Genomic DNA, 11,709 nt, shown 5'->3' with positions numbered 1-11,709 from the left:
GCTTCTGATGTTGATGTTGCCTCGGCGGGTGCCGGGCGCAGCCCGGCAAAATCCCTCTACCGGAAGATCACCGTAGCCTCGGTGCCCTTGCCCGGCTCGCTGGCCAGGCTGACCTTCCAGCCGAAGCGGTCGCACAGCCGGCGCACGATCGACAGGCCCAGGCCGGTGCCCTGCGGACGGCTCGGCTCGGCGCGGTAGAACGGTTCAAACGCGCGCGACAGCGCCTCGGCGGACATGCCGATGCCGGTATCGCGCACCACCACCCGGTCATTGAGCACGTGCACGTCGATACGCCCTTCGTCGGTGTAGCTGCAGGCATTGCGCACCAGGTTGCTGACCACCACCTGCAGCACCCGCGGCGGTGCGTGCAGCTGTACCGGGCCGTCGCCGTGCAGGTGCACCGATACGGGCCGGTTGCCCAGCAGCTCGTTGGCGTTGTCCACCTCGTAGCGGACGATGTCGTTGACGTCGAACAGCTCGATCTGCGGTTCGACATCGGCCTCGCGGGCCAGGATCAGGAACGCATCGATCACCGCCTCCATGTCACGGCCTGCACGCTGGATGCGCTGCAGGCTGCGGCGCAGGCGCGGCTGCAGGGTTTCATCGCCAAGGGCCATGTCGCTGGCCACGCGGATGACGGTCAACGGCGTGCGCAGCTCATGGCTGGCATCACGGGTGAAGTTGCGCTCGCGCGCCACGTGCGCGCTGACCCGGTTGGCCAGCGAATGCAGTGCGGCCGCCAGCTGGCGGGTCTCGCCCTGCATGTCCGCCGGCAGCTTGTTCGGCTCCAGATCGGCCGCTTCGGGGTGGCCCGGGTCCCAGCGCGAGACGCGCCGCGCCAGCCAGTTCACCGGCGACACCAGTCGCTTGGAGGCACGGTAGGTGACCCAGCTGGCGCCATACACCGCCAACAGGGTCAGCAGCACCGGCACGATGCCGAACCAGAACGCCAGCATCTCCGCGCGCGAGCGCAGGAACACCAGGTACAGGCGACCGGCAGGGCGCACGTCGACCAGCACCAGCTGGTCGTCCTGGGGCAGCTCGTGGAAGCCAGGCTCCAGGGTGCGCAGGTTGGCCGGCAATGACAGTGCCGACTGCCCGCTTTCCAGCAGGTAGCCGCGGATGTTGTGGGTGTTGGGCGGCGGCTGCACCGGCGACGCCTCGTGCAGCGTCCAGTAATAGGCCGCTTCCTCGCGCAGGGCGGCGCCGACCAGGCTGTGCTTGATCACCAGCGAGACCAGCCAGGCACCGAGCAGGATGCCCAGGCTGGCCAGGACTGCCTGCAGGATGAAGGCGATACGGATCTTGCGCGGCAGGCCGTGCGGCATTGCGGGGTCCCGGTCAGAGCGCTGCGATTATAGGCAGCGCGCTGCGCCGTAGTCGTGCACGGACGCTGACCGGCGGCAGCGCCGGCCGGTCATCCGTGCCCGGTGCGGGGTCGTTGCCCGGCCGGGCCTGATGCTGCACAGGCCGGGCCCCGATCAGGCCATCGGCTGGGCAATATCGGCAATGCGATAGCCGGCGCTCTGCACAGTGTGCAGCAGCGGACGGTCGAACGGCTTGTCGATGATCTTGCGCAGGTTGTACAGATGGCTGCGCAGGGTGTCCGAATCCGGCAGGCCATTGCCCCAGATCTCGCGTTCGATCTCCTGGCGGGTGACCACGCGCGGCGATTCGCGCATCAGGATGGTCAGCAGGCGCAGGCCGATCGGCGACAGCTGCAGCTCGGTACCGGCACGGGTAGCCCGCATGCTGACCGGATCGAGCACCAGGTCGGCGACCTTCAGCACCTCCGAACCGACCTGGCGGCGTTCGCGACGGATCAGCGCGCGCAGGCGGGCTTCCAGCTCCTGGATCGCGAACGGCTTGGTCAGGTAGTCATCGGCACCGAACCCGAGGCCGGTGAGCTTGTCGTCCAGCGTGTCGCGTGCCGTGAGCATCAGCACCGGCGTGGACTTGCGCGCATCGTTGCGCAGGCGACGGCACACTTCGATGCCATCCAGGCGCGGCAACATGAGATCGAGCACCACGACGTCATAGCTGTTCTCCGCCGCGAGGCGGTAGCCATCCAGGCCGTCCTGTGCATAGTCGACTTCGAAGCCGCGACCTTCCAGGTATTCCCCGATCATCTCGGAGATGTTGCGGTTGTCTTCGACCACCAGCACCAAGCCGGAGGTCTCCTTCGTCTGACGCATGTGATTCCCTCTAACTTCAGCTTTGTGAAACATGCCGGATCGACGGTGGACGCGATGTGAAGTTCCGTCAAGAGGTACACAAACGGTTCAGAGCAGCGGCCTGAGCAGCGGCCAGACGTTGTCCAGCACCTTCGGCTGCGCCTGCGCCGTGGGGTGCAGGCCGTCGCCCTGCATCATGCCCGGCTGCAGGGCCACGCCCTCCAGCAGGAACGGCAGCAGCGGCACCTTGTACTGCGTGGCCAGCGCCTTGTAGGCCGCGGCCAGGCGCTGGCGGTAGGCCGGTCCGTAGTTGGGCGGCACGTCGATGCCCAGCAGCAGCACCTTGGCACCGGCCTTCTGGCTGGCCTGCACCATTTTTTCCAGGTTGCCCTGCACCTGCGCCGGGGTCAGCCCGCGCAGCGCGTCATTGCCGCCCAGCGCGATCACCACCACGGTCGGCTTCTCCCTGGCCAGCAGGCCCGGCAGGCGGGTCAGCGCGCCGGCGGTGGTTTCCCCGCTCATGCTGGCGTTGACGATGCGCGCCGGGGTTTTCGACTGCTGCCTGACCCGCTGTTGCAGCAAGCTGACCCAGCCGGCGTCGGCAGGGATATTGTGGGCGGCACTGAGGCTGTCGCCGAGCACCAGCACGGTGCCAGCCGGACCTTTGGCACAGGCCAGCCCCGGCAACAGCAGGAACCCTAGCAGCAGCACCATCATCGCGCCGGCTCGCCGGCTCCATCCCGTCTTGCGCATTGGAGTCTCCTCATCGACAGCCTGTCCCCCCGCAGCGCGCCCGTCGCCATCGCCGTCGACCAGGTCGGCAAATCCGTGCAGGGCCCGGAGGGTGAAGTCCACATACTGGACAACATCACCCTGACCGTCCATGAAGGCACCAGCGCGGCCATCGTCGGCGCCTCCGGTTCGGGCAAGACCACCCTGCTCGGCCTGCTGGCCGGGCTGGACCTGCCCAGTCGGGGCCGCATTGCGCTGTCGGGCCAGGACCTGGGCGACCTCGATGAAGAAGCGCGGGCCCAGCTGCGCGCGCGCGAGGTTGGCTTCGTGTTCCAGAGCTTCCACCTGCTGCCGGCGCTGACCGCCGCCGAGAACGTCGCGTTGCCACTGGAACTCGCCGGGCGCGAGGATCGCACGCGGGTCGATGAAGTGCTGGCGCAGGTCGGCCTCTCCCATCGCGCCCGCCACTACCCGCGCCAGCTGTCCGGTGGCGAGCAGCAGCGCGTGGCACTGGCGCGTGCCTTCGTCACCCGGCCGCGCATCCTGTTCGCCGACGAACCGACGGGATCGCTGGACCATGCCACCGGCCAGCACGTCAGCGACCTGCTGTTCGAACTCAACGCCGGCAGCGGCACTACCCTGGTACTGGTCACCCACGACATGCGCCTGGCGCAGCGTTGCCAGTACATCCATCGTATCGACGACGGCCGCCTGCTGCCGGTCGAGCGTGGGGTACAGGCATGAACCTGCTGCGCCACGCGTGGCGCGCACTGCGCCGCGAGGCGCTGGCCGGCGACCTGCTCACCGTCTTCGCCGCACTGGTGCTGGGCGTGGCGGTGATGACTGCGGTGGGCACGCTGGTGAACCGGGTCAACCTGGCGCTGACCGGCAGCGCGGCGGAAATGCTCGGTGGCGATCTCGGCATCGCCGGGCGTGATGACCCGCCGCAGGCATTCGCCGACGAGGCACAACGGCGTGGACTGGCCTACACCCGCATCGCCAGCTTCGGCAGCGTGCTGTTCAACGGCGACGCCAGCCAGATGGCCAGCATCAAGGCGGTGCAGGCGGGCTATCCACTGCGCGGCACGCTGCGGGTACGGGCCACGCCCGGCGGTACGTTGATCACCGATGCCGGCATGCCACCCAAGGGCCAGGCCTATGCCGACCCACGCCTGCTGCAGGGGCTCGGGCTGAAGGCCGGCGATGATCTCGAGTTCGGCGCCGGCACGCTGCGCATCGCCGGCATCATCGAGGCCGAACCGGATACCGGCGGCGACCTGCTGACGCTGTCCCCCACCCTGCTGGTCAACCGCGCCGATGTGGAAGGCACGGGACTGCTTGGCCCCGGCAGCCGCATCAACTACCGGCTGATGTTTGCAGGACCACCCGGGCAGGTCGCGTCCCTGCGTGAGTGGCTGCTGCCACAGGTGAAGGGCCTGCGCCTGCTGAGCGTGGATGACACCCAGCGCGGCGTGCGCCAGGCCTTCGATCTGGCCGGGCGCTTCCTCGGCCTGAGCGCGCTGCTGGCGGTGCTGCTGGCGGGCGTGGCCACCGCATTGGCGGCCAACCGCTTCGCGCTGCGCCGCATCGACCAGGTGGCGATCCTGCGCTGCCTGGGTGCGCGCCAGCGCGACATCCTGCTTGGCCTGGCACTGCAGCTGCTGATGCTGGCGGTGCCGGCCTGTGCGCTCGGCATCGGCCTGGGCATGGCCGCGCAGGAAGGCCTGGTGCAGGTACTGGGCAGCCTGGTGCCGCAGCGCCTGCCGTTGCCCGAGGCGATGCCTGCGCTGACCGGCGCCGGCATCGGCCTGTTGCTGCTGTTCGGCTTCGGCCTGCCACCGCTGCTGCGCCTGCGCGGGGTGCCGCCGATGCGGGTGCTCAACCGTTCCTTCGCTGCCCTGCCGCCGGCGTCACTGCTGGCCTATGTGGCAGCGCTGGCGGCCAGCCTGCTGCTGGCGGTACAAGTCACCGGCGACCTGAAGCTGGCGTTGTGGGTGCTGGGCGGCCTGGCCACGCTGGCACTGGCCGCCGGGGTGGTCGGCTTCGTGCTGCTGCAACTGCTGCGCGGCCTGCAGCACCGCCTGCACGGCCACTGGCGGCTGGGCCTGGCCGCGCTGACCCGGCGCCGGATACTGGCGGTAATGCAGCTGGTCGGGCTGTCGCTGTCGCTGTGCGCGCTGCTGTTGCTGGCCGTGACCGGCCCCGGCCTGCTGCAGCAATGGCGCGAGCGCCTGCCGGCGGACACGCCCAACTACTTCCTGATCAACATCCAGCCCGAACAGCGCGACAGCGTGCTGGCCACGCTGCGTGGACTGGGCGCCGGTGACGCCAGCATCGAACCGATGGCCACCGGCCGCCTGATCGCGATCAATGGCAAGCCACCGCTGCGCGTGGACCGCGAGCCCGGTCAGGACGGACAAGCGGCACAAGGCGAAGGTCAGCGCGATGACGATGACGAGAACCGGCCACTGAATTTCAGCTGGCGCAGCACGTTCCCGCCGGCCAATACGCTGGTCAATGGCACGTTCTGGAAAACCGACAGCACCGCACCGGAAGCCTCGGTGGAAATCGGCTGGGCCAAACGCTACGGCCTGTACCCCGGCGACCGCATCACCATTGCGGTGGGCGAGCAGGAGCGCGAGTTCACCGTCACCAGCGTGCGCAAGGCGGACTGGAACACCTTCCGGCCGAACTTCTTCGTGTTGCTGAACCCGAATGCGGTGGGCGAAACCCCGCACAACCTGCTGTCGGCCTTCCATCTGCCGGCCGGCAAGGCGGCGGGCCTGGGCGAACTGGTGCGCGCGCAGCCGAACCTGTCGCTGCTGGACGTGGATGCGGTGATTTCGCAGGTGCGCGATGTGATGGAGCGCGTGGCGCAGGCGGTGCAGCTGGTGATGGTGTTCAGCCTGCTGGCCGGCGTGCTGGTGCTGCTGGCCGCGCTGCAGGCCACCGCCGGCGAGCGCCGCTACGACAGCGCGGTACTACGCACCCTGGGTGCGACCCGGCGCCAGCTGCGCGGTGCGGTGCTGGTGGAGTTCGGCGCGCTGGGTACGCTGGCGGCGATGCTGGCGGTGGGCGCAGCGGCTGCCATCGGCGTGGCGGTCTCGCAGAAGGTGTTCGAGCTGCCGTTGCTGCCGCCGTGGCCAGGGCTGCTGATCGGCGGCGTAGTCGGCATCGGTTTGAGCCTGTTGGCGGGTTGGTGGGGTACGCGGGCGATCCTGCATACGCCGCCGGCATTGGCGTTGCGCGAGGCCTGAATCGGTTGCGCCTCCGGACGGCGTGCCGAGCAGGCTCGGCACTTGCCGGTAGATCCACGCCATGCGTGGATGCGGGAAAGCGTGTGCCGAGCAAGCTCGGCACCTGCCAAAAGCACATGACGGCGTTGCCAGTGTTCAAGGAACAAGCACATCCACGCATGGCGTGGATCTACTGCGCCTTTTCCACGTACTTGGCGAAGACCTCGTCGATCTGCGCGTCCTTCACCTGTTTGCCGGACTGGATCTCTTCGGCCTGGGTGAACAGCGGGATGATCATCGCCATGCCATCGAGCTTGGTCTTCAGGTGCACGCCCGGGGCCTGGCCGAGGAAGCCGTCCCAGCGCTGGCGCACTTTGGCCCAGTAGCCGGCGGTGGCCTTCCAGTAGGCGCGGGCCGGGGTGAAGTCGACCTCGGTTGTCTTGACGTAGTCGTTGAAGCCGAACTCGCGGGCGATCTCCACCTGGCTGCCGTCGGCGTTGCGCTGCACCTTGGTATTGAACTGCTCGTGGGTCCAGCCATTGGGCGTGAGCGTGTGGCGGTTGACCACGGCCAGCGCGTTGTAGTCGCTGCGCTTTGTGTATTCACGACGCGGCAGCGGGCGCCAGCTCAGGTCGCTGGTCCAGCTCGGCACGTTGTTGGTGTACGTCCATTTGCCGGTGCCACAGTAGCGCGGTGCATCGCTCACTTCATACACGCACTGGGTCCAGGCGCCCTGGTTCACCGCTGCGGGAATGCGGCGTACCTGCCAGGTCTGGTCGGCGCTGAACTCGAAACGGCTGGGCGCTTCGTAGACCCAGTCCTGGCGCCAGTGCTTGGTGATGTGGCCGCTCTTCTCATCGAGCAACAGGTGCTGCAGCACGATGCGCTGCGGGGTGTCCTCGACCACGATGACCACTTCGCTGCCGCCGCTGCGCATCGCCGGCGCACGCTCGTAGCCGGGCTTGAGCAGCACGGTCTCGTCGAACGCGAAGTCGACGGTGTACTCGCCCTGCATGGCGAGGATGCTGTCGTGGTCGCGGGCGATGTCGGAGGGCTGCGCGCTGGCCACGCCGCTGGCAGCGAGCAACAGCATGACGCTGGCTGTCTGGAACTTCATCGGGTCTTCCTTCGGGGTTGCAGGTTCGTTGAGAGGCCTTCCAGGGCCGGCGGGCGTTCCATCAGGAAAGGATCACAGGCGGATCAGCGGCAGGTCGCCGGGAATACGGGGTGTCGGCCGGCGCGCGGCGTCGGCGCAGCAGCAATCGTCGATCGCCAGCTCGCCTTCGGCACCTTCCAACCGAGCGATGCGACGCGCGGTGGCCGCGCCCAGCGAGGACAGGGTCGACAGGCTGGCTGCCAGCGTGCGGCCCTCGTCCGCGGCATGCAGGCGCAGCGTGCACAGGCGCCAGCGCTGGCCACCAAGATGGCCGGCCAGGCGCCGCCACAGGCGTTCGCCGACACTGCCCTCGCTGTCATGCTCCGGGCCCGGCGGCAGCGCCGCGACCAGCCGGTCCCAGGCCAGGAAATCGCTGTCGGGCAACAGGTACAGCCGCCACACGCAGCGGCCGCGGGCATCGAGGAAACACAGGCTTTCGCGTATGCCCTCGCTGTCCACGCCCTGGCAGGCGTGCACGCGCACCGCCTGGCGCCAGCCACCCAGCTCGTTGCCGTCGGCGTGGTACAGGCACAACAAGGTGCCGAGCGTGGCCAGCTGTGCCGGGGTCGGCCAGGCCGCGCTGCCCTGCACGGCGATGGCGTCATTCCTGCGTGCGGACAAGGCGCGGCTCATGAGGTCACCAGGAAACGGCAAGGCTGGCGGAAAGGGTGCGGCCCGGGCTGGTGTAGCGATCCAGCACGCGGCTGGTCGCAGACAGCGTCGAACCCACGTTGGACCAATCGATGTAGCGCTTGTCGCCCAGGTTGAACACGCCGACGTTGAAGGTCGCGCCCGGGGCGAAGTTCCAGTGCGCCATCAGGTCGGCCACGCCGTAGCCGGCCGGGCGGTACACCGTCGCTGCAGTGACGCGGTCCTTGCGCTTGACGAAGGTACCGGCCAGTTCGACGCCCCAGGCGTCGGTGTCGTACATCAGGCCGACGGTGCCGCGCAGCGGGTCGACCGAATCCAGCGGAGTGTCCTCGGTCTTGTTGTCGCCGCGCGACCAGGCCACCGAGCTGCGCAGCGCCCAGCCCTGCAGCGCCGGGTTGATCTGGCCGAAGTCAACGCCAGCCTTCAGTTCGGCACCGTAGATGCGCGCATAGGCGATGTTGCGCGACTGGAACACCATCAGGCCCTGGGCGTTGGTGCCGACCAGCGACTGCGACTCGATGAAATCCTTGTACTCGTTGTAGTAGCCGCTGACGCTGACGTAGGCGGCCGGTGACAGGAAGCGCAGGCCCAGCTCCATGCCATCACTGGTTTCCGGCTTCAGGTCCGGATTGGGGATGGCGGTGTAACCGAAGGCGAAGTTGGTGAAGCCCAGGTTGACGTCGTTGTACGGCGGCGAGCGGAAACCATGCGAGTAGCCGGCGAACAGCGACCATTCGTCGGTGAAGCGATAGACCACGCCCAGCTTCGGCGAGACGCTGGTCTTGGTCAGCCTGGCCACCGCAACGCCGGGATTGTCGTCGGCGAAGATGCTGTCCACTTCCGGCTTCAGCTCGTAGCGATCCACGCGCACGCCCGGCACCAGCGACAGCTTGCCGCCGGCCATGCGCATTTCATCCTGCGCGTACAGGCCCAGCTCGGTGGTCTTGCTGATCGGGAAATCGCGTACCGGGAAGGCGTCGGGCAGGATGGTGGTGCTGGTCTGGCCATTGGCCAGAACCTGATAGCCGTCGCGCTTCTGGCGGATCTCGGTACGCGCACCTTCGAAGCCGTAGGTCAGCGCGTGTTCGACACTGCCGGTGCTGAACGCCTTGTTGAATTGTGCCTGCAGGCCGTACACGCGCTGGTCGAAGTTGAACTCGCGGTGGCGGCGGCTGCGGTTGGCGCGGTCTTCGTCGGTGATCTGGTTGGTCTCGCTGTGCTGGGTATACAGCTGCCAATGCAGGTTGTCGGCGAAGCCCTTGTCCAGCGCATCCATTTCATGGGCGAACGACACGCGGGTGCGGTTCTGCGTGTCGCGCGCCTTCATGCCGGTGGTGGTGGTGCGGTCGATCGAGGACAGCACGCTGGTATCGGTGTTGTCTTCGTTGCCTTCCACGGTCAGGCGGAAGCGCTGGTCCTCGCTCGGTGCATAGACCAGCTTGGCCAGGCCACTGCGACCGTCGCGGTCCTGCGGGTTGGGCGCGGTACGAGTGTTGTCGAGGCTGCGAACATCGCCCTTGTTACCGGTTTCCTGGCCCTGGCGATGGTTGATGTTGACCATGCCGCTCCAGTGTTCGCCGCCGAACGCGCTGGTCACGCCGCCGAGCAGGCCCTTCCACTCACCGTCGTAGCCGAACTTCAGGCCGACGTAGCTGTCCTTGCCATCCTTCAGGTAATCGGCCGGATCCTTGGTGACGAAGGCCACCACGCCCCCGAGCGCGTCGGAACCGTACAGCGAGCTGGCCGGGCCGCGCACGATCTCCACGCGCTTGAGCGTGTCCAGATCGGTGAAGTTGCGGTTGGCGTTGGAGAACGAGCCGATGTTGAAGCTGGTGGGCATGGCGATGCCATCGGTCTGCACGCGCACGCGGTTGCCGTCCAGGCCACGGATGCGGATGCTGCCAAGGCCGAAGCGCGCGGCGCTGCGGCTGACCGACAGGCCCGGCTCGTAGCGCAGCAGATCCTTGATGTCCTGCACCAGGTGCCGGTCCATCTGCTCGCGGTCGATGACATCCACGGTGGCCGCCACGTCACTCACTGCCCGCTCGGTGCGGGTGGCGGTGACCTGCACGCGGTCGAAGTCGCGCGCATCAGGCGCGGCGGTGGCCGCGGCAGCAGCATGGGCGGACAGCGGCAGGGCCATCCAGACGGCGAGGCAAAGGGCGGTAGGGCGGGTCATCGGGTTCGTTCGGTCAGGCAGGGGAACCCCCGGTTACCGGCACACCCGGGAGGTGCACGCGGTAGACCAAGGGGGAGAGAGCGGGCGCGGACGGGTCGCCCACCCTGCCGGCGCTGCCGGCAGGAGGGAGGGAGGCGGGCGACCAGGCCGCGATTACTTGGTCAGGATCAGCTTGTCGTTGCTGGTGTGCCGCAGGCGGTAGAAGCGGTCGCCGTGCTGGATCAGGATTTCACGACGGGCCTTGAGCAGGGCTTCGCTGTCGATGACCTCTTCCGGCGGAACGACACGGACCGGACGATCGCGGAGGGTCAGCGTTTCGGGGCGCAGCAGTACAGGTTGAGCATTCATGAGCATCTGGACTCGTGCGAGGGACGAGTCAAATGATAATGATTCTCAGTTGACAATCAACAACCATTCTCAATTTGATTGATGGGATTAATGATCGAATTCGAAAATTCAATAGGTGTCATCAATCAAAAGATGGCGCGGCGCTTTTGTAGAGTCGAGCCATGCTCGACTGCTCCTGGCACCGTCGCCTGGAAACGCACGCGCTACGCGCGGAGTCGAGCATGGCTCGACTCTACAAAGGGCTGTCAGCCGAAGGCGGCTTCGATCTCGGCCCAGCCGGCCGCATCCACCTGCTCCAGCACGTCCAGTGCCTGCAGGTTCTGCAGCAGCTGCTCCACCCGGCTGGCGCCGAGAATCACGCTGGAGACGTTCGGGTTGCGCAGGCACCAGGCAATCGCCAGCGCGGCCGGGGCGTGGCCCAGCTCACGCGCTGCTTCGCTGAAGCGGCGCACCTGGGCCAGGCGGGCCTCGGCGTCGTCACCCAGCACCAGCGCCTGCAGCCATTCCATGCCCTCGCGGCCCAGCCGCGCATCGGCCGGAATGCCCTGGTCGTACTTGCCGGTCAGCAGGCCCGAGGCCAGCGGCGAGAAGATGGTGGTGCCCAGGCCGGCACCGGCATACAGCGGCGCATACTCGACCTCGACGCGTTCGCGGTGCAGCAGGTTGTACTGCGGCTGCTCCATCGACGGGCCCTGCAGGTTGCGTGCTTCGGCGATGTCCAGCGCCTGCTGGATCTGCACCGCCGACCACTCCGAGGTCCCCCAGTAGAGGATCTTGCCCTGCCGCACCAGGGTATCCATGGCATGCACGGTCTCGGCGATCGGCGCGTCCGGATCCGGGCGATGGCAGTAATAAAGGTCCAGGTAGTCCACCCGCAGGCGCTTGAGCGCGGCATGGCAGGCGTCGGTCACATGCTTGCGCGACAGGCCGCGCTGGGTCGGCCGTGGGTCCTTGGCGCTGCCGAAGAACACCTTGCTGGAGACGCAGATGCCATCGCGCGGCAGGCGCAGGTCGGCGATCACATCGCCCATCACCTGTTCGGCGCGGCCGTTGGCATAGCCCTCGGCGTTGTCGAAGAAGTTGACGCCGTGGTCCCAGGCGGCAGCCACCAGGTTGCGGGCCTCGTCGCGCGGGATCTGGTCACCGAAGGTCACCCAGGCGCCGAAGGACAGGGCGGAAATCGGCAGGCCGGTGGAGCCCAGGCGACGGTATTGCATGCGAATCTCCTGCTGC

At 67.8% G+C, this 11,709-nt stretch carries 10 protein-coding genes; 2 read left to right on the top strand and 8 right to left on the bottom strand.

From position 1 onward, the window contains the following. Nucleotides 1-56: 56 nt before the first annotated feature. The 3 genes from ACS0OT_RS03210 to ACS0OT_RS03200 all read right to left on the bottom strand — a co-directional run bounded on the left by ACS0OT_RS03210 (nt 57) and on the right by ACS0OT_RS03200 (nt 2,927). Nucleotides 57-1,328 (bottom strand): sensor histidine kinase, encoded by a 1,272-nt coding sequence (locus ACS0OT_RS03210; protein WP_065178739.1) that lies wholly within the window; start codon nt 1,326-1,328, stop codon nt 57-59. Between the two features lie 153 nt (nt 1,329-1,481). After that, nucleotides 1,482-2,195, bottom strand: coding sequence for a response regulator transcription factor (locus tag ACS0OT_RS03205; protein WP_002811889.1), 714 nt, complete (start codon nt 2,193-2,195; stop codon nt 1,482-1,484). An 87-nt stretch (nt 2,196-2,282) separates the two neighbouring features. Beyond that, entirely contained in the window at nt 2,283-2,927 is a 645-nt protein-coding gene (locus ACS0OT_RS03200) for an arylesterase (RefSeq protein ID WP_053500077.1), read from the bottom strand. Nucleotides 2,928-3,002: 75 nt separating this feature from the next. On the opposite strand from ACS0OT_RS03200, the gene ACS0OT_RS03195 reads away from it, so the two are divergent. Beyond that, nucleotides 3,003-3,650, top strand: coding sequence for an ABC transporter ATP-binding protein (locus ACS0OT_RS03195; RefSeq protein WP_442256034.1), 648 nt, complete (start codon nt 3,003-3,005; stop codon nt 3,648-3,650). Continuing rightward, nucleotides 3,647-6,163 carry an ABC transporter permease gene (locus ACS0OT_RS03190; protein ID WP_164092980.1) on the top strand — a complete coding sequence of 839 codons (2,517 nt, stop codon included), beginning with the start codon at nt 3,647-3,649 and terminating at the stop codon, nt 6,161-6,163. The genes ACS0OT_RS03195 and ACS0OT_RS03190 overlap by 4 nt, the downstream gene beginning before the upstream one ends. A 169-nt stretch (nt 6,164-6,332) precedes the next feature. On the opposite strand, the gene ACS0OT_RS03185 is transcribed toward ACS0OT_RS03190, so the two are convergent. The 5 genes from ACS0OT_RS03185 to ACS0OT_RS03165 all read right to left on the bottom strand — a co-directional run bounded on the left by ACS0OT_RS03185 (nt 6,333) and on the right by ACS0OT_RS03165 (nt 11,693). Beyond that, entirely contained in the window at nt 6,333-7,259 is a 927-nt protein-coding gene (locus ACS0OT_RS03185; RefSeq protein ID WP_065186809.1) for a DUF6607 family protein, read from the bottom strand. Nucleotides 7,260-7,331: 72 nt separating this feature from the next. Next, the gene (locus ACS0OT_RS03180) at nt 7,332-7,931 is read right to left on the bottom strand and encodes a Hemin transport protein (protein ID WP_164092979.1); all 600 of its coding nucleotides are present in this window, start codon (nt 7,929-7,931) and stop codon (nt 7,332-7,334) included. Between the two features lie 4 nt (nt 7,932-7,935). Further along, nucleotides 7,936-10,128 carry a TonB-dependent hemoglobin/transferrin/lactoferrin family receptor gene (locus tag ACS0OT_RS03175; RefSeq protein ID WP_442256033.1) on the bottom strand — a complete coding sequence of 731 codons (2,193 nt, stop codon included), beginning with the start codon at nt 10,126-10,128 and terminating at the stop codon, nt 7,936-7,938. A 153-nt stretch (nt 10,129-10,281) separates the two neighbouring features. Continuing rightward, entirely contained in the window at nt 10,282-10,476 is a 195-nt protein-coding gene (gene hemP / locus ACS0OT_RS03170) for a hemin uptake protein HemP (RefSeq protein WP_442256032.1), read from the bottom strand. Nucleotides 10,477-10,721: 245 nt separating this feature from the next. Then, nucleotides 10,722-11,693: an aldo/keto reductase gene (locus ACS0OT_RS03165; protein WP_188239253.1), complete on the bottom strand. Its 972-nt coding sequence runs from the start codon at nt 11,691-11,693 to the stop codon at nt 10,722-10,724. Nucleotides 11,694-11,709: the final 16 nt, after the last annotated feature.

The sequence above is a fragment of the Stenotrophomonas maltophilia group sp. RY12688 genome, assembly GCF_052149045.1.
GTDB lineage: Bacteria > Pseudomonadota > Gammaproteobacteria > Xanthomonadales > Xanthomonadaceae > Stenotrophomonas > Stenotrophomonas sepilia.
Note: the sequence above shows the minus strand (reverse complement) of the source record. Positions and strands in the feature narration are given on the sequence as shown.